At 56.8% G+C, this 18,246-nt stretch carries 16 protein-coding genes; 4 read left to right on the top strand and 12 right to left on the bottom strand.

The window, feature by feature from the left end:
* Window positions 1-85: 85 nt before the first annotated feature.
* The 3 genes from NMUL_RS16630 to NMUL_RS12340 all read left to right on the top strand — a co-directional run bounded on the left by NMUL_RS16630 (window position 86) and on the right by NMUL_RS12340 (window position 2,876).
* Entirely contained in the window at window positions 86-202 is a 117-nt protein-coding gene (locus tag NMUL_RS16630) for a hypothetical protein (RefSeq protein ID WP_104009729.1), read from the top strand.
* A gap of 266 nt (window positions 203-468) precedes the next feature.
* Entirely contained in the window at window positions 469-2,115 is a 1,647-nt protein-coding gene (gene dacB / locus NMUL_RS12335) for a D-alanyl-D-alanine carboxypeptidase/D-alanyl-D-alanine endopeptidase (protein ID WP_011381657.1), read from the top strand.
* A gap of 260 nt (window positions 2,116-2,375) precedes the next feature.
* Entirely contained in the window at window positions 2,376-2,876 is a 501-nt protein-coding gene (locus NMUL_RS12340; protein ID WP_011381658.1) for an HNH endonuclease, read from the top strand.
* A gap of 109 nt (window positions 2,877-2,985) precedes the next feature.
* Here the strand turns inward: NMUL_RS12340 and trpE are convergent, their stop codons facing one another.
* The 3 genes from trpE to rpe form a co-directional block, all read right to left on the bottom strand.
* Window positions 2,986-4,467 carry an anthranilate synthase component I gene (gene trpE / locus NMUL_RS12345; RefSeq protein WP_011381659.1) on the bottom strand — a complete coding sequence of 494 codons (1,482 nt, stop codon included), beginning with the start codon at window positions 4,465-4,467 and terminating at the stop codon, window positions 2,986-2,988.
* A 140-nt stretch (window positions 4,468-4,607) separates the two neighbouring features.
* A complete protein-coding gene (locus NMUL_RS12350; RefSeq protein ID WP_011381660.1) occupies window positions 4,608-5,291 on the bottom strand; it encodes a phosphoglycolate phosphatase in 684 nt (227 codons plus the stop codon).
* Window positions 5,292-5,450: 159 nt separating this feature from the next.
* Window positions 5,451-6,134, bottom strand: coding sequence for a ribulose-phosphate 3-epimerase (gene rpe, locus NMUL_RS12355; RefSeq protein ID WP_011381661.1), 684 nt, complete (start codon window positions 6,132-6,134; stop codon window positions 5,451-5,453).
* 186 nt (window positions 6,135-6,320) lie between these two features.
* Here rpe and apaG point away from each other — a divergent pair, with 186 nt between their 5' ends.
* Window positions 6,321-6,704, top strand: coding sequence for a Co2+/Mg2+ efflux protein ApaG (gene apaG, locus NMUL_RS12360; protein WP_011381662.1), 384 nt, complete (start codon window positions 6,321-6,323; stop codon window positions 6,702-6,704).
* A 20-nt stretch (window positions 6,705-6,724) separates the two neighbouring features.
* On the opposite strand, the gene der is transcribed toward apaG, so the two are convergent.
* The 9 genes from der to NMUL_RS12405 all read right to left on the bottom strand — a co-directional run bounded on the left by der (window position 6,725) and on the right by NMUL_RS12405 (window position 18,246).
* Window positions 6,725-8,125 (bottom strand): ribosome biogenesis GTPase Der, encoded by a 1,401-nt coding sequence (der, locus tag NMUL_RS12365; RefSeq protein WP_011381663.1) that lies wholly within the window; start codon window positions 8,123-8,125, stop codon window positions 6,725-6,727.
* A 138-nt stretch (window positions 8,126-8,263) separates the two neighbouring features.
* Window positions 8,264-9,616 (bottom strand): outer membrane protein assembly factor BamB, encoded by a 1,353-nt coding sequence (bamB, locus tag NMUL_RS12370; RefSeq protein WP_011381664.1) that lies wholly within the window; start codon window positions 9,614-9,616, stop codon window positions 8,264-8,266.
* A gap of 154 nt (window positions 9,617-9,770) precedes the next feature.
* The gene (locus NMUL_RS12375; RefSeq protein WP_011381665.1) at window positions 9,771-10,409 is read right to left on the bottom strand and encodes a tetratricopeptide repeat protein; all 639 of its coding nucleotides are present in this window, start codon (window positions 10,407-10,409) and stop codon (window positions 9,771-9,773) included.
* Window positions 10,410-10,442: 33 nt separating this feature from the next.
* Entirely contained in the window at window positions 10,443-11,702 is a 1,260-nt protein-coding gene (hisS, locus tag NMUL_RS12380) for a histidine--tRNA ligase (protein WP_011381666.1), read from the bottom strand.
* A complete protein-coding gene (gene ispG, locus NMUL_RS12385; RefSeq protein WP_011381667.1) occupies window positions 11,692-12,942 on the bottom strand; it encodes a flavodoxin-dependent (E)-4-hydroxy-3-methylbut-2-enyl-diphosphate synthase in 1,251 nt (416 codons plus the stop codon). Before ispG ends, hisS begins: the two co-directional genes overlap by 11 nt.
* A 33-nt stretch (window positions 12,943-12,975) precedes the next feature.
* Window positions 12,976-14,322 carry a helix-turn-helix domain-containing protein gene (locus tag NMUL_RS12390; protein WP_011381668.1) on the bottom strand — a complete coding sequence of 449 codons (1,347 nt, stop codon included), beginning with the start codon at window positions 14,320-14,322 and terminating at the stop codon, window positions 12,976-12,978.
* A gap of 106 nt (window positions 14,323-14,428) precedes the next feature.
* The gene (gene rlmN, locus NMUL_RS12395; protein ID WP_011381669.1) at window positions 14,429-15,526 is read right to left on the bottom strand and encodes a dual-specificity RNA methyltransferase RlmN; all 1,098 of its coding nucleotides are present in this window, start codon (window positions 15,524-15,526) and stop codon (window positions 14,429-14,431) included.
* A 19-nt stretch (window positions 15,527-15,545) separates the two neighbouring features.
* On the bottom strand, window positions 15,546-15,971 hold the full coding sequence (ndk, locus tag NMUL_RS12400) for a nucleoside-diphosphate kinase (RefSeq protein ID WP_011381670.1): 426 nt from the start codon (window positions 15,969-15,971) through the stop codon (window positions 15,546-15,548).
* Between the two features lie 166 nt (window positions 15,972-16,137).
* Window positions 16,138-18,246, bottom strand: coding sequence for a M1 family metallopeptidase (locus NMUL_RS12405; RefSeq protein WP_011381671.1), 2,109 nt, complete (start codon window positions 18,244-18,246; stop codon window positions 16,138-16,140).

Here is an 18,246-nt window from a genome sequence, read left to right on the forward strand (position 1 = left end):
CGCCGAATGCCGGCAAGCCTCGCATTCATTTCGTTCAGAGCGTCGTGGAGTCGATGCGCTTCAATAATATACGGAAGGAGCCGTTATCATCTCTGCAACCAGGATGTGCGATGGGGGCAGGATCAAGTATCATCTAAAGTACAATCTCGACAGGCCGAATGAAGCATACTCATTATCGGCTTCCAGGCGGTCGGTACGCTGAATGCAGCTCGGTGGAGGGGTGAATCAGTGAAGATTTTTCGATGGAAATGCACCCGTGCGGCTGGATATGCCCATCGGCGGACTTTCCGCTCACGCGGACCTGCTCGTCATGCTGGACTACTTCCTTGCCGCCTCCCAGTCTGACTTTCCGGTCAGACTTTCCTCGTTCACGCAGCCTTCAGCTTGCCCATTCTGGCCGACACCATCCGGCAGAAACCAAACTGGAATGCAAGTACCCTGTCCAACCCTCATCCGTTGAGATATAGCATGTCCCTGTTCACACGTTTGCAACGTTCCCTGGAAAACCCGCTGGAAAACCCGCAGAAAAACCTGCCCGGAAATCCATTGAGAAACTCGCATCTCGTACCGCTATTACGCGCAATAAAGTGGGCATTATGCAGTCTGCTTGTCTTCCTGCCGCCGCCGGCTTTGGCGCTCGACCTGCCTGACTCGGTAAAATACGCGCTCGCACGGGCGGGTATCCCCCGGTCTGCCGTCGGCATTTACGTGCATGAAACCGGTGCAGGACAGCCGCTGCTGGCTGTCAATGCTGGCGTCGGCATGAGCCCGGCTTCGGTGATGAAGCTTCTGACCACATTTGCCGGACTGGAACTACTGGGGCCGGGATATGCCTGGAAGACGGAGCTGTATGCTGACGGGATTGTCCGGGGGGATGCCCTTCACGGCAATCTGGTCATCAAGGGCTACGGCGATCCGAGGCTGAATCTGGAGAACTTCTGGTTGCTCACCCGACGGCTGCGCCAGACCGGATTGCGCGAAATCACCGGCGACCTGGTGCTCGACAGCAGCCATTTCGATCTCCCCGGAAGCGACTCCGCCGCATTCGACGGCAGGCCCTATCGCGCATACAACGTCCTCCCCGAGGCGCTGATGGTGAATTACCGGACGCTCGCGCTGCGGCTGCTGCCGCAGCCGGAAAGCAGGAGCGTGCGCATTGTGGTGGACCCCCTGTTGCCCTCTCTCGACCTCAAAAACAGCCTGACGCTCACCAATGGTGCATGCAATGACTGGAAGGATGATCTTGGCACGGATATTCAGTTCGCCACGGGCCTCGACAGCCGCGTGTCCGTGACATTCAAGGGCAGCTATGCCCTGGCGTGCGGCGAAAAAACCCTGTTCCTCAGTGTTCACGACACTGCCCGCTATACCTTCGATCTGTTCAGGCAGTTGTGGGAACAGCAAGGCGGTGTTCTTCGCGGGAGCGTGCGCAGGAGTGCCGCTCCGGAAGGAATTGTGCCGCTGGAAACCCACCAGTCTCCTCCCTTGACGGATATCGTGCGCGATATCAACAAGTTCAGCAACAATACCGCGGCGCGGCAGCTCTATCTCACCCTGGGGCTGGGCAGTGGACCATTCAGGGAACCGCAAGTAATGCCGGCTTCCTTCAACATCGGCTACGGAAATGATCGAACCGCCAAAAGCGGAACAATACTTTCCCTGGATGGAATCGGAGAAGATCCTGACCCGTCACGCGCAACCCTCGCCAAATCGGAAACCGCCATCCGGCAATGGCTCGCTTCCCGCCAACTGGTCTTTCCCGAGCTGATCCTGGAAAACGGGTCTGGCTTGTCGCGGAATGAACGCATCAGTGCCGGCCATATGGGCAAACTGCTGCTCGCCGCATTCCAGAGTCATGTCATGCCCGAGTTTGTCTCCTCCCTGCCCATCGTCGCAGTGGACGGCACCATGAAGAAAAGACTCAACCGCAGTGCAATCGCCGGCCAGGCCCATATCAAGACAGGGCTGCTGGAGGGGGTAAAAACCATAGCGGGTTATGTGCGCGACAAGTCCGGCAGGCGCTCGGTCGTGGTTTTCTTCATCAACCACCCGCGCGCGGAGAACGGACAGGCTGCGATGGATGCGCTGCTCGATTGGGTCTACGAGGGGCGATAACGCTATCAACGAAAGTTGTGCTCCGGGAAGCCGGATTAGCCCCGCCCAACGCTTTCTGATGCCTCATGCGGATCTCAATGCTCCGCATCGGCGCACTGCCTTTTTGCCTCTCCTGTTGACTGGGGTAGACGTTCCGTAGAGATTTTCTACGTCCTCCACCAAATTAAAGCACTTCCTCCCGGCAGCCGTTATTGACAGCATCCTTCATCGCCGTTTGAGTGGTCCAGCAGGAGCAGACCCCTGTTCCGCAATTAACACATATGACGAAACAACTCGAAAAACTTATGTTTGTACAGGGTGGCCGGTGCTTCTTCTGCGACCAACGCATTCCTGCGACGGAAGCGAGCGTGGAGCACTTGATAGCGCGAGCAAATGGCGGGGCTAACAGCGAGGATAACTGTGTTGCCTGCTGCAAGTCGCTAAATGCACTGCTCGCGAACAAGTCCCTGAAGGAGAAATTGCGCATCGTACTGAACCAGAGAGGGCAATTTAAATGCCCAGCGTGCTACAGCAGTAAGGAAACACCTTACAGCACCGAGAGCAATGGTCTTCGACTTGAAAGACTTTCCCGGATATCGGCAGACCTCAAGAATCGCCACCCGGCCCTTCCCCGAACGGTTAACGCACTTCGCAACACAATCGATGCCGTTTTTCAAAAGAAACTGACTGCGGAAGATATCAGCTCAATCCTCGATGAACTTCAGTCCAGCGGTCGGATCACAATCAGTGAAAATAAGGTTGAATATCAACTTGCGCCCTGATGCTTCCTGCGATTGCAAGCATTACCTCGCGCTCTTCGCCACGCCACGGAGCGAAGTGCTCGCGTAACATCCTCACGTCAAGCATTCATGCTAGCGCTATTTCCGGTTTTCATTCGATCCTGCTGTCCAACCCGTTCTCCGCAATCTCCGCCGCGCGCAGCAGGGCCCTGGCCTTGTTTTGCGTCTCCACCCATTCGCTTTGCGGAACGGAATCGGCAACGATGCCCGCACCCGCCTGGACATGCAGTTTGCCGTCCTTGATCACTCCAGTGCGGATGGCGATAGCCAGATCCATATCCCCGTTGAATCCAAGATATCCGACTGCACCTGCATAGATTCCACGCTTCGAGACTTCCAGTTCATCGATGATTTCCATTGCCCGCACCTTGGGCGCGCCACTTACGGTCCCCGCCGGAAAGGTGGCGCGCAGCACATCCATCGCATTGAGGCCGGGCTTGAGCCGGCCTTCGACATTGGAAACAATATGCATGACGTGCGAGTAGTGCTCGATACGCATGTTCTCTGTCACCTTTACCGTTCCGATCTGCGCCACGCGTCCTACATCATTACGCCCCAGGTCCATCAGCATTACATGCTCCGCCCGCTCTTTCGGGTCGGCGAGCAGATCGGTGGCCAGCGCAGCGTCTTCCCCCAAGGTCTTGCCCCGGGGACGGGTTCCTGCGATCGGGCGTACCGTTACCGTTTCACCTTCGAGTCGCACCAGGATTTCGGGCGAGGCTCCCACCACGTAAAAGCTGCCGAGGTGGTAATAAAACATGTAGGGAGAAGGATTGAGGCTGCGCAACGCGCGGTACAGCGCGAGCGGTGATGCGCCGTACGGTTTGCTGGTGCGCTGCGATAGCACCACCTGCATGATATCGCCATCAAAAATATAGCGCTTGGCCCGTTCTACTGCCGAGATGAAATCCGCCTCCGCGAACTGCGAAACCGGCGCACCCGATTCACACGGCATTTCCAATGGAATCCGTAACGGTTCCCGGAGAGATCCCAACAGTTCTTTCAACCGTTTCCGGGCGCTGGAGTACGCGCCCTCAAGAGCGGCGTCCCCATATACGATGAGGTAGAGCTTGCTGGAAAGGTTATCCACCACGGCCAGTTCTTCCGAAACCAGCAGCAGGATGTCGGGCGTATCCAGTGTGTCAGGCAGCCTGTACGCGCACCCACCCGCGAGCCTGCGCTCGATATAACGTACCGTATCGTACGCGAAGTAGCCCGCGAGACCGCCGCAAAACCGCGGCAAGCCGGGATAAGGTGCCGCCTTGAAGCGCGCCAGATAGGATTGAACGAAAGCAAGAGGATCTTCCGACTGGAATACCTGGCTGGTGCTGCCGTCGATTACGCTGACATCGTTGCCGCGCACTTCGATTCGGTTGCGGGCGGGTAAGCCGATAACTGAATAACGTCCAAAACGCTCGCCTCCCTGAACGGATTCCAGCAGATAGGAATAAGGCTCATTTGCCAGCTTCAGATAAACCGACAACGGGGTGTCAAGATCGGCAAAGGTTTCCAGGACGACAGGAATATGGGTGTAGCCCTTTGTCGCCAGAGCATGGAATTCTGCTTCCGTCATGATTCAGACTCCAAAAAAACAGAAAATGAAAAAATACCGCAGAACGGATCAATATTTATCGAGCCGCCAACGCCAACCCCAGCAGTGCCAGTAGCACCATCCCTGGGTTGCATATCTTTCCTTTTCCGTTTTTCCGTTACTCATGAGGATTTCTGGATCAGCTTTGTTGCCTCATATAACGATGGGACGATCGCGTCGCAATCAAGTTCGTACACGTCGCGTCCTTCATTGTATCCATAGGGAACACAAAATACGTGAGAACCCGCCGCGCGCGCAGCCTGGGCATCATTTAGCGAATCCCCGACCAGCAGCATGTCATGCGGCTGGATTTCGAAACGTTCACAAGCGTGCAGCAAAGGCATCGGATCCGGCTTCTTTTTCGGCAAGCTATCCCCGGAAACCACGATATCGAAGTAGTCCAGCAGTTCCGCCGCACGAAGCAGCGGCAAGGTAAAAGCCTCTGCCTTGTTCGTCACGCAGGCGAGCCGGAAGCCGCCTGCACGCAAAGCGTTCAATCCCTCGCGCACGCCAGGGTAAGCGCGCGTATCGACATACAATGTTTTTTCGTAGCTGCGCTCATACAGCGGCATTGCGCGCCGCAATAGGTCTGAGTCGGGCTCGCCATCGAGGTCGCCCGTGAGCGAACGTTTCACCAGCTTTTCTATCCCTTTGCCGATGTAGGATTGGATTGTTTCCAGCGGAAGCTCGGCTTTTCCCAGTTCCTTCAGCATCATGTTGGCAGCGGTGGCAAGATCAGGCGCGGTATCCAGCAAGGTGCCGTCGAGATCGATCATGACTGCTTTGATCGGCAGGGGAAAATGCATATCAGGAGCAGAAGTACGTGCAAGCGGAGAGAGGCCTTTGTTCACGTCGTATTATCCATATTCATTAAAAAATAATAAGGCTTGTTCGTATAGGCGACGAAGCGACGGGAGCTTTCCAAATGGATCGCTCCAAACTCGGGAGTTTACGCACGAGCGCGCTCACACCTTCTTCAGTTCTGCCCGCAGGGCTGATAAGATGGTGTCATAACGGTGGGGATCGCTGTCCTTCCCTGCGCTGTAAATTGCGGAACCGGCAACGAAAGTATCCGCTCCAGCACGCGCAATTTCCGCGATGTTGTCCACTTTCACGCCGCCATCGATTTCCAGCAGTATGCTCCTGCCGCTCTCATCGATACGCCTTCGCACTTCCCTCAGCTTCGGCAACGCTTCCGGAATGAATTTCTGTCCCCCGAATCCGGGATTGACTGACATGATCAGTACCAGGTCCAGTTTGTCGAGAACGTGGTCAAGATAATTCAACGGTGTGGCGGGATTGAAAACAAGTCCGGCCATGCATCCCTGTTCCTTGATGAGCCCGATGGTGCGATCGATATGACGCGTTGCCTCCGGATGAAAGGAAATGATATTGGCTCCTGCTTTCGCGAAATCCGGAACGATACGGTCAACCGGTTCGACCATCAGATGCACGTCGATAATCGCGTCGGTCACTGGTCGAATGGCTTCGCACACAAGGGGTCCGATAGTGAGGTTGGGTACATAATGATTATCCATCACATCGAAATGGATAAAATCCGCACCGGAATCGATAACTGCAGAAACTTCCTCGCCCAGCTTGGCAAAGTTTGCAGATAAAATGCTTGGAGCAATGCGGTAATTGGCCATGAAGGGCGTCCTTGTGATGATCAAAAAAGCGCAATTTTAACCGTAAATTGTCTTTCGGCGTTAGTGGCATCGGTCTTTAAAGCTGCTGTCCCTGATTGCGATCTCCTGCAGTCTTGAAAAATCGTTCCAATGACTTTGCGGCGTGCTGCCCTTGCCCTGAGCCCGAAAATAGTGTGCAATGCCAGTATGGCCGAAGGAAAAAAATACGAGATCGCGGTAAAGGTTCATACCACCTATCTTCCGGAACAATCGGACGAGGCGCTGGATCGCTATGTATTCGCCTATACGATCGTTCTTTCCAACACCGGTACCGTCACCGCCCAGCTCATCAGTCGGCACTGGGTCATTGCCGATGGCAGCGGCGGCGTACAGGAGGTAAGAGGTCTGGGAGTGGTGGGGGAACAACCCCTGCTGAAGCCGGGAGACACCTACGAATATACGAGCGGCACAGCCATTTCGACACCGGTAGGTTCAATGAAAGGCAGCTACCAGATGGTGGCCGAGGATGGTCTGCGCTTCGACGCCCCCATTCCCGAGTTCATTCTGAGCGTGCCGCGAATCCTCCATTAAGAAGTATCTTCCCCTCGGCGTTACCCATACTTCTTCCGCCCGTATCGTCGACGACGATGAGCCCGTTTTGCCTCGGCTTCGGTGAGCGGAGCGGGGCTTTTCCCTGCGTAGGGATTGCGGCCTGTCCTGAATTCTATCCGGAGCGGCGTTCCCTCCAGCCCGAAGGTATCGCGAAATGTATTTTCCAGATAGCGCTGATAGGTCTGGGGCACGGCATTGAGAGCGCTGCCATGGATTATAATCAGGGGCGGATTCGAACCGCCCTGATGGGCGTAGCGCAGCTTGGGACGCGACATGCCGGCACGCGGGGGAGGCTGCTTCTCCACCGCGGCCAATAATGTGCGCGTAAGCCTGGGAGTAGGCAGATGAGCCATCGCCGCCCCATAGGCGGCATCGACAGAGGGCAGCAACCCTTTCGTGCCAGTGCCATGTAGCGCCGAAATATAGTGAAACCGGGCGAAATTCTGCAGAAACGGCAATTTACGGTTGATATCGCGCTTGATCATGTCACGCTGGTACTCATCCAGGCTGTCCCACTTGTTCACGGCCAGCACCAGTGCCCGTCCTGCTTCCAGGATGAATCCGCCAATATGCGCATCCTGATCTGAAATTTCACTGGCTGCATCCAGCACCAGTATCACCACGTTGGCATCTTCTATCGCTTGCAGTGTTTTCACCACGGAAAACTTCTCCACGGTCTCCTGCACCTTGCCGCGTCGACGCAGGCCCGCTGTATCGATCAGGGTATAAGTGCGCCCATTCCGCTCAAAATCGATATAAATGCTGTCACGCGTAGTTCCCGGCTGATCAAAGGCGATGACACGCTCCTCTCCCAGCAGGGTGTTCACGAGCGTTGATTTTCCTACATTGGGACGACCCACGATGGCGATTTTCGGATGGTCGTCTTTTCTTTCCTGCTCAGGTTCGTCGGGAAAATCCTGAAGCGCCAGTGTCACCAGTTCATTCACGTTGTCGCCATGGGCGGCGGAAATCGCGCAAGGCTCGCCCAATCCCAGTTCGTGAAACTCCGCAGTAACGACGGAAACAGCCATGCCTTCGGTCTTGTTTACCGCCAGCAAGGTTCGGCGACCCGATCTGCGCAGTTGCTCGGCGACAATTTTGTCCTGCGCCGTCAAACCGCTTCGACCGTCCACGATAAAGAGCACGACATCAGCCTCGTCAATTGCTTGCAGTGTCTGCTTCGCCATTTCGTGCAGGATGCCTTCCGTTGCCATCGGCTCGAAGCCTCCTGTATCGACCACGAGATACGGCCTGTCACCCAGTTTGCCGTGTCCGTAATGACGGTCGCGCGTCAACCCCGGCAGGTCGGCCACCAGCGCGTCGCGGCTGCGTGTCAAACGGTTAAAGAGCGTGGACTTGCCGACGTTGGATCGCCCTACCAGTACGAGGGTGGGTTTCATGATTTCAGCTTTCGTCTAAAACAGGGCTGGGCTGCGGCATAAGGTACGGAATTGAAGCGCTGGACAGCGAATTCCCGGATTACCGAGGTATTCCCCAGAAGGTGAATTTTCAAAAACGAAAAACGCGCGCCCGCACGACTAGGCACCAAAGGCAAAAACTCCGCCTTTCCGGGTTTGTACCGCAATACCATTGGGCAAGGATATGGGACGGGCGGTAATAGCACTTTCGTCGGTTCCGGACCGCGCAATAATGGCGCCATTGTCCTTCCTGATGAAATTTACATAACCTTGGGAATCTCCTACCACGATACGAGCGCCGTGCACCAGCGGAGCGGATAACTTGAGTCCGTTGAGCAGATCCTGGGCCCATATGCTGGTGCCATCCCTTTTGTCGTAAGCCACTATTCCGCCCCTGTTCTCGCTCACATAAACGTAATTGTCATCCATGGCCAGACCGGCATTGCTGGATACATCACGGGTCCAGATCTGGTTACCGGCTGTGATATCGAAGCAGGCGATACGCCCCTGGTAGGCAACGGCGCACACCTGCTGCTCATCCAGAACGGGCAAACTGGTGACATCCGAAATTCGCTCAAGTTCGGTGGCGCCTCTCGGCCGTGATACCATTGCTTCCCAAACCAGACTGCCATTCGAAAGATTCAGGGCCACGAGCCTGCCCCCGGCAAAACCGGCATATACCCTATCATCGGCAATCAGCGCGCCAGCGAAACTCCGTACCGTCAGCGATGGGGTAGCGCCCTGATAAACCCACTTGCGCTTGCCGCTCTCGCTATCCAGCCCGTATATACGGCCGTCTCCCGTGCGAACGACTACCACGCCCATTCCGGCATGCGGGGGACTCAACACTTCCGTTGAAAGATTCGCAGTCCACTTCGGTTTGCCGCTTTTCTCGTCAAAAGCCAGCACCTCGCCCTTGAAAGTGCCCACCAGCAGCATACCATCTCCCGTGCCAATTCCACCCGCGAGAGGATGCTTGGTGTCGATGACGCCCGAAGCCTTGCCAGAAGCCGGGTCGAAACGCACAAGACGACCATCCGGTCCCCCTGCGTAGACAGCGCCATCGCCGAAAACCGGCAGAAATACAGCCGCCGGACTTTCCTCGACACTCGCCTCCCAACCGGGGCGCGTGCTGGGGATCACCTCCAGCTGTGCGATCTGCTCCGGGCTCATTTGAACCTCACCTGATCCGAAAAGATCCGTAATACCGGATACATCGATATCAGCAAGACTGCGGGTCACATCGCGCACCATATCTACCATGCCTGCACATCCGGAAAGCGTCAAGGACGATACGAACAGCAGAACATAGGGCCAGAATGCACTATTCGCCAAGTGAAACGGACGCGCTTCTCCCGGGAGTGATATTTCCTTGGGCACGCCATTGGCCCCGGCAATAGGGCTTCCAGGCGAATCCGCAGGCACGGGAAACACATTCAGCGACTCATCGGCTGAAGCTTTGCTTGCGCGCATTTTCCTGTTTATGAGAAGGAGTAGTTGCGAAAAAATCAACGAGCCGATCAAGGCATATCAGGTTAAGGGAGCGGCTTCCAGAGTGGACCGGCTGCACAGCCGCCAGGAGTGGCGGCTCGCGCTGGAGTTTATCCGGTTTATATCGAAACTGTAACTATTTGGCGCTTGGCAGCGCATCCAGCTTCATCTGCACGATATCATAGTAAGTGCTGCCGGGACTTATCCTGGCAAGCGCCATTTGATAAGCTGCCCGGGCTTCCCCAAATTTCCCGGTGGCCGTCAGCACATCGCCCCGGCGATCGGCATAAAGTCCGTCGAAGGATTCCCCGTGCTTGACCTCAAGCAAGCGCAGCGCCTCGTCGTATTTTTCCTCATCCAGCAATACGCCCGTCAAACGTAACCGGGCCATGTCTTTCAGCTCTTCTTCTCCGGAATTGTCGAGTACCCATTGCAGACGGTTTTTCGTGTTCTGCAAATCTCCGGCGTTGAAGCTGGCTTGAGCCGATATCAAGGCGGCACGGGACGCGTAACCGCTGCTCGGAAAGCTTTCCATCACCAAACCGGCAGCGTCGCTGATTTTTTTTGCATCGCCGCTCCCCTGAACCTGTAGCACGGAATCATACAATTCCAGGGCCTGCTCGGTTTTCTGCTTCTTGTAGTAATTCCATGCCTGTGCGCCGGCGATACCCGCGATGAAAACTGCGACGATCACAATCACCAGCGTGCCGTACGTGTTCCACCACGATTTCAACTGGTCTATATTTTCCTGTTCTTCCGGATTATATGCTGCCATTTATCTTCCCGAGTTGAATTGAATTCTTCTGATTCAGGCCCTTTTCAGCAGGTCGGCAGCTTCCGCAAGGCCTACCCGGACCTGCTCCGCCGCTTCCCGCAGCGGCTTGATGCTTATTTCGCCGGCTTGCGCTTCATCATCTCCGATGATGATCGCAAAACGCGCTCCGCTGGCGTCGGCTTTTCTCATCTGCGCCTTGAAGCTGCCCTCTCCGCAATGCAGAATTGCCTGGAACCCACGATCCCGCAAGTGTCTTGCCGTTTTCCAGGCAAACCCGGCCGCGGCATCGCCCTTGTGAACCACATAGACATCAGGAGGAGCCTGAGGGATGATACTGTCCATCACCAGTGCCAGCACTCGTTCCACGCCCAGGGCAAATCCGCATGCGGGGGTAGCCTTGCCGCCAACCTGTTCTACCAGTCCGTCATAACGTCCACCTGCGCAGACGGTTCCCTGCGCCCCCAGCTTGTCGGTAACCCACTCGAATACGGTGCGATTATAATAATCCAGCCCCCGTACCAGCCGCGGGTTGATCTCGAAGTCGACCCCCTGCTCGCGCAGGATTTGCTGCAAGCGTTCAAAATGAATGAGAGAGTCCTCGTCCAGGTCATCCAGTAACCGCGGAGCGCCCTCGATAATCTCTCTCATCCCCGCATTCTTGCTGTCGAGTATGCGTAGGGGATTGCTGTGCAGGCGCCTGGATGCATCTTCATCCAGCTTGCATAGATGCCGCTGCAGGTAATCGATCAGGCGGGTACGGTGCACCGAGCGCGACTCCGCACTGCCAAGCGTCCCGATTTCGAGCCGCACCCCGGAAACGCCGAGCCGCTTCCACAAGTCGGCGCCCATGATGATGAGCTCGGCATCGATGTCGGGTCCGCCATACCCCAGAGCTTCGGCGCCGACCTGATGGAATTGCCGGTAACGTCCTTTTTGCGGACGCTCGTGGCGGAACATCGCACCCGAATAATATAGCCGTTGCGGGCCGGAATAGAGCAGATTATGCTCAAGCACCGCACGCACGCAGGACGCGGTTCCTTCCGGCCGCAGTGTCAGGCTCTCGCCGTTGAGATGATCCACGAAGGTGTACATCTCTTTCTCGACGATATCTGTGACCGCACCGATGGAACGCACAAACAGGTCGGTCTGCTCGACTATCGGCATACGGATATTGCGGTAGCCATAAGCCGCCATCCAGTCGCGGACACTTTGCTCGAAGAACTCCCACCGGTCAATCTGATCGGGCAGGATGTCGTTCATCCCGCGTACAGCCTGAATCCCCCTAGTGGGCATCGACTGCTTTCTTGGGGTATTTCATCTGCACATATTCATCGACTATCTGGCGAAACTCTCCTGCAATATTATCGCCCTTCAGCGTTACAGCCTTCTGGCCATCCACAAATACCGGCGCCACAGGCCGTTCCCCCGAGCCCGGCAGGCTGATGCCGATATTGGCATGCTTGCTTTCGCCGGGACCATTGACCACGCACCCCATCACAGCGAGGGTCATATTTTCCACACCTTCGTATTCCTCGCGCCATACCAGCATCTGCTCGCGCACGTAGCCCTGGATGCTTTCCGCCAGCTCCTGAAAATAGGTGCTGGTGGTACGGCCGCAGCCGGGACAGGCGGCAACCAGAGGCACAAAAGCGCGCAAACCGGTGGTTTGCAGTATCTCCTGGGCCACGACCACTTCGCGCGCGCGGTCTCCGCCTGGTTCGGGCGTCAACGATATCCGTATCGTATCGCCGATACCTTCGAGAAGCAGTACCGACAATGCCGCCGTGGAAGCAACAATCCCCTTCGAACCCATGCCCGCCTCGGTGAGCCCCAGGTGCAGCGCATAATCGCAGCGGGCCGCAAGGGCGCGATAAACGGTAATGAGGTCTCTCACGCCGCTCATCTTGCATGACAATATGATTCTGTCACGCCCCAGCCCGATCTCCTCCGCACGCTCAGCGCTTTGAAGCGCAGAGGTAATCAAGGCTTCGTACATTACCGCGGAGGCATCCCTCGGGTCCCCGGAGCGGGCATTCTCGTCCATCATGCGCGCCAGCAGCTCTGGATCGAGGCTTCCCCAGTTGACCCCGATGCGCACCGGTTTTTCATACTTGCAGGCCGCTTCGATCAGAATGGAAAACTGTTCGTCACGTTTCTTTCCGTGCCCGACATTACCGGGATTGATACGGTATTTCGCCAGCGCACGGGCGCAACCGGGATACTCAGTCACGAGTTTATGGCCATTGAAGTGAAAATCGCCTATCAGGGGAACTTGGCAACCCATATCGTCGAGTCGCGCCCTGATACCCGGCACCGCCCTGGCTGCTTCGGCCGTATTGACGGTGATGCGCACGAGTTCGGATCCGGCACGCGCAAGCTGGGCCACTTGCACGGTGGTAGCGATTTCATCTTCCGTATCGGTATTGGTCATGGACTGCACTACGATGGGCGCGCCCCCGCCGATCCGGATCGAACCTACCTGAACGCCCACGCTGTTCCGGCGTGGGGGAAAAGCACTTTGAACCATAGACATGATGAATATGAGATGTCGTGTTGAAATTGAAATCTATTGGAGCACGAGATGTGCCATTCCACCGGGAAGTTTGGCGAAAATCGAGAGATCGACTGGTTTGCTATTGTAGACAAGCTTGACCTGCCCCGGGTTTCCGATCATGAGAGAATAGGGCGGCTTACCACGCAGCACCTGCTCGCTGCCAGGAGGATTGACTCTTGAGAGAAGCAATTTCCCGTTGCCATCCTTGACTTGCACCCATGACTCGCCGGCAAACGTCAGACGAATTCCAGCTTTTGCAGGAGGTGGCTTCGGAGTAGCGGCGACCTGGGGCGGCTTCGGGGTAACTGCGCTCTCAGATGGCTTCGAAGTAGCTGCGCCCTCAGATGGCTTCGGAGCAACTGCGACCTGAGGCGGCTTCGAAGTAACTGCGCTCTCAGATGGCTGCGAAGTAACTGGGCCCTCAAGTGGCTTCGGAGCAACTGCGACCTGAGGCGGCTTCGGGGTAACTGCGCTCCCAGATGGCTTCGAAGTAACTGGGCCCTCAGATGGCTTTGGAGCAACTGTAACCTGGGGCGGCTTCGGAGCCACTGGGACATTGGCGGGCTCCCCCCCTGGAACTGCCGGTGCTGTGGGAGCGGTCTGGACCGCCGGTGGCGGCGCAAGAGGCAGGGTGAGAGGCTCTCCAGCGGAAGCTTCGGCACCGCTCCCAGCGGCCGCGTCTTTAGGAGCGGACGCCACGGTGTCCTGCTCTCTGCCTGTATCCGCGGAAGGTGCTGTCTCCTCGAGGGCGGCAATACCCGGCTCTCGCTGGGAAGCCATATCGGGAACAAGCGCGGAAGGTGCGGGAGCCTGAGATTCCGGCACTTCCGCTGGGGGCGCCTGCGATGGAAACGGGAATGAAAGAGTCGGTTGCCCGGTGTCTTTCTCCGATTCCATTGCCATGTCGGGCTGATTGGCAACGGAAGCCTTGTCACCACTATAGATCGCGTACCCCAGCAGAGTGATGGCCAGGACAATTCCTCCGCCGAGGACCACGTTGCGTTTCAGATACTCCTGCCCGGAGGGAAAGGGAATCTCCTCACTTGGAGGCCGCCCCACGTGCGTCGTCGGAGGAGGAACCGACTGTTCAAGCAACTTCAATAACGGCGCTTCATCCAGTTGCAGCAATTTGGCATAGTTGCGCACGAATCCGCGCAGGAAGGGGCCGCCCGCAAGCTTATCGTATTCATCCTCTTCGAGTGCCGTCACCTGCCGGGCTGCAAAGCGTAACTGGCGCGCAACGTCCTCAATATCCAGGCCGCGTTCCAGCCGCGCAGCGCGCAGCACCTGGCCGACCTGCTCTCCGGTTTTTTTTGGTTCCTCATGCTGCTCGATGTCGCTACTTTCAGGAGCTTCCATTCCCTCACCCCATCTCATGTTACCTGACGCTTCATATCCGCAATCGCTTTTACGCCTTCACGCCTTCAGGTGCAGTTGCCGACCGGGAAAATACGCCCCAACCTGCTCATCCAGCTGCTTCCGCAATGTTGCGGGGGACGCGGCGTGTCTTGTCGAGGACTTTTCCCGCGAGCTGGCCGCAGGCCGCGGCAATATCATCTCCCCGCGTCTTGCGTACCGTAGTCACCAATCCTGCCTCCATCAACACATCGCGAAAGCGGGATACGGCGTTTGCGGAAGAACGCCTGAAACCTGAATCAGGAAAAGGATTGAACGGAATCAGGTTTAACTTGCAGGGAATGTCCCTTACCAGTTGCACCAATTCACGCGCTTGCGCCACGCTGTCATTCACGCCATCCAGCATGACATATTCAAAAGTGATGAAATCTCGGGGTGCGGATTGAAGATAGCGCTCGCATGCGCCCAGCAGTTCCCTGATCGGGTATTTCCTGTTGATCGGCACCAATTGATCGCGCAACGCGTCGTTGGGAGCATGCAGGGATACCGCCAGCGCGACGGGGCAACGCTCGCGGAGACGGTCCATGGCCGGGATTATTCCCGACGTGCTCACGGTCACCCGGCGCCGTGATAAGCCATAAGCATTGTCGTCCAGCATCAGGTCGAGCGAGGTCACTACATTTTCGAAATTCGTCAGCGGCTCTCCCATCCCCATCATGACTATATTGGTGATGGGACGCTCGCGTCCCGCCTCGCTCGTGAACGTTTCCGTCAGCGCTTTATTCGCCCACCACAATTGGCCGATGATTTCCGCCACCGTCAGATTACGGTTGAACCCTTGCCTCCCGGTGGAACAAAATGCGCATGCGAGCGCACACCCTACCTGGCTGGAAATACACAGCGTCCCCCGGCTCGTTTCCGGTATGTAGACTGTTTCGATTCCATTACCCGCGCCGACCGACAGCAGCCATTTGCGAGTACCATCGGAAGCGGTATGATCGCTGATGACTTTCGGCGGTTCTATCACGGCGGCAGCCGCCAGCTTTTCCCGCAATCCTTTCGCGAGGTCGCTCATGGCATCGAAATCGGCTTCACCGGTCCGGTGTATCCAGCGCAGCAGTTGACGGGCGCGGAACGGCTTCTCACCGATTTCCGCACAGAAACCGGTAAGCCCTTTCGCATCAAAATCCAGAAGATTGATGCTCATACCTGAGCCGTGATCCCCCTTATCGCGTATAAATGTTGAGTTCCGGAAAAAAATAGGCGATCTCAACCGCCGCTGTTTCAGGTGCATCCGAGCCATGCACAGCGTTTGCATCGATACTCTCGGCAAAATCTGCCCGAATCGTCCCCTTTTCGGCCTTCCTCGGATCGGTCGCCCCCATCAGATCCCGGTTTTTTCTGATGGCATCCTCACCTTCCAGTACCTGTACCATGACGGGACCGGAAATCATGAATTTCACCAGATCATTGAAGAACGGCCGTTCCCGGTGGACTGCATAAAAACCCTCAGCATCAGCCTGGGATAGACGCACCATCCGTGATGCGACTATTTTCAGTCCGTTCCGTTCAAAGCGGGAGTAAATTTCTCCTATTATATTTTTTGCCACTGCATCCGGCTTGATGATAGACAGGGTTCGTTCGACAGCCATCAAATACTCCAAGTAATTATGTAAATCTTTATTATTCTAACAAGAACCAGCTTTAAAGTCCCTAAATTGGACCGATATGCTGGCGGTGGAGGACGCGCTCCTGTTCATTTGGGATGCCAAGGTAAAACGAAAAAAAACCTGCCAAAGAGGAAATCCTCCCACTCTCTCAATCGAGTTTCACCGCCTGTGGACGGGTAGGCCATGTGCCGCGGTGGACCGCTTTCGCACCCTCGAACACGACGTAGCTCTGGCGGCCATAGTGTGGCAGTGGCCGGGTCAACGCAGCCAGGGATTCGATGTCGCGTGCGGAAACGACCGCAAGCGTGGTACCGTCGGAAAGGCGTGTAGTCCAGGCTTGGGCCGAGCCTTTACCCTTCATATCCTCCGGCCTGTGCAGCTCGTGCCGCGCAAGCCACGCATCCACCTGGTCTTGCAGGCCTATCACCAGAGTCGGCGTGGCCGGCATGTTGTCCGTACCCGGGATCAGTTTTGGCGCACGATGTTGAAGCTTGGTCGCCAGAATCTCCGCGGCGTCGCGGGCAGGTCCGCTTTCCGGCAGCAAAACGGTTACCGTTGTCTTGTTCACCATCACCTGACGCAGGATCGGCGTCGCCTCCTGTGGCATTAAATGCCGGAACAGGCGGAGATCGGGATCGAGTATCACTTCCAGCGGAGGGACGCCAGTTTCGATGGAAAACACTTGCTGCGTGTTCTCGAGATCGACAGTATGAATTTCTTCGCCTTGCTGGGTACGGACAGCAATCGGTACCCGCAGCCGATACGCGGGTTCCGGTTGTTCGAGCGTGACCGAAACATGATGGCTTCCCCCCACTCCCTTCGTTCGCACCGCTTTCGTCAATCGCACGACGGGCGCACCGGGGCGAGTGAGCCATTGATCGAAGAATATGTGCAGCTTCCTGCCGGAAGCAGTCTCAAAGGCGCGCTGTAGATCCTCCCACGAGGCAACGCGGAAGCGCTGTTCGCGCCAGAATGTCTGGAGTGCCCGATCGAAAGTTTCCCGCCCGAGCAGGTCGCGCAGCATCAAAAACACCATGGCAGCCTTGTTGTAGCCGACGATTTGCGAAGCTCCGTGCGTGCGCGAGGTAAAGCTTGTCAGCGGCGCATACTGGCTGGGTGATAAGGCGGCAAAATCGCGCAGCCAGCCCTGCCGCATTTCCCGCGCCGCTGAATCGCTCTCCCGCTCTTTATAGGCATAATCGGCCATAAAGGTGGTCAATCCTTCCGACCAGTTGCCTTTTGCATAATCGGGATACACGCCGTTTCCCCACCAGTTGTGCAGTACCTCGTGACCCAGGGAGGTTGCGCGAATGAAAGGCAGTCGCAGCACCTCCAAACCGAGATAGGTGAGCGTGGGCATGCCAAAACCTGTCGGTGTCGGGCTTGAGACGATGCTGAACTCTGTGAATGGATAAGCGCCGATCCAGGATTCATAAAGATCGATATATCCCTTGACCGAATCGAGGTACTCTCCTGCAAGGTCCGCGACTTCCCGGTGGAAATAGGTTCTCAGCACGATCGGCTTGCCCCCCGCGCTGCGGATCGTCCGGGTTTCGACAATGTAGGGGCCGGCCATGAGATCGATTCCGCCGGTGGGAGCGGGAAATTCAAAACGTGCCCGAAATCCCTGCGGCGATTCCGATTCCTCCGCAAGCCGTCCGGCGACCACCCCCCGCTGCCCGACCGGGAGTTCCATGCTCAAGTCATAGCTGGCGAGCTCGCCTGCAAGATAGGGATACCAGCCGCTCGAATCCGGCAGGAACGTACCCGATTCGCCACTGACTGGCTCGTTCTGCCCCAGCGTCTGGCGGTGATCGAGCGAGGTATCCAGCGGAGACAGTTCCCCCCGCCACTCTATTTCTATGCGACGGGGAAGCTTCTCTTCCGGCGGAATACGCCACGCCCGCATCGCTCCCACGGTCGCAGAGGGGCCGATCGACTCGCCATCCACCCGCCCCTTCAGCACTTCGAAACGGCGGCCTATCACAAGTGTCAGTTCCTCCCGAGTATTCGCGGTGATCACGCTGCGCCCCTTGAGAGTGCGCTCCAGCGGATCGATGTGAACGCGGATGTCATAATGGACCGGGGAATCGACGCGAGAGACCTCCTGAGCGGAACTCGATTTCGCCGCTTCCGCGGCAAATGCAGCAGGGAAAAACAAAATTGCCGTTATGCCAGCAATCAGGAGAGGCGCATGCGAAACAATCCTGGCAGCCTTTCCGGAATCGGGAATGCAACTATTTCGCATCCCTTTCAT

The organism is Nitrosospira multiformis ATCC 25196 (genome assembly GCF_000196355.1).
Taxonomy (GTDB): domain Bacteria; phylum Pseudomonadota; class Gammaproteobacteria; order Burkholderiales; family Nitrosomonadaceae; genus Nitrosospira; species Nitrosospira multiformis.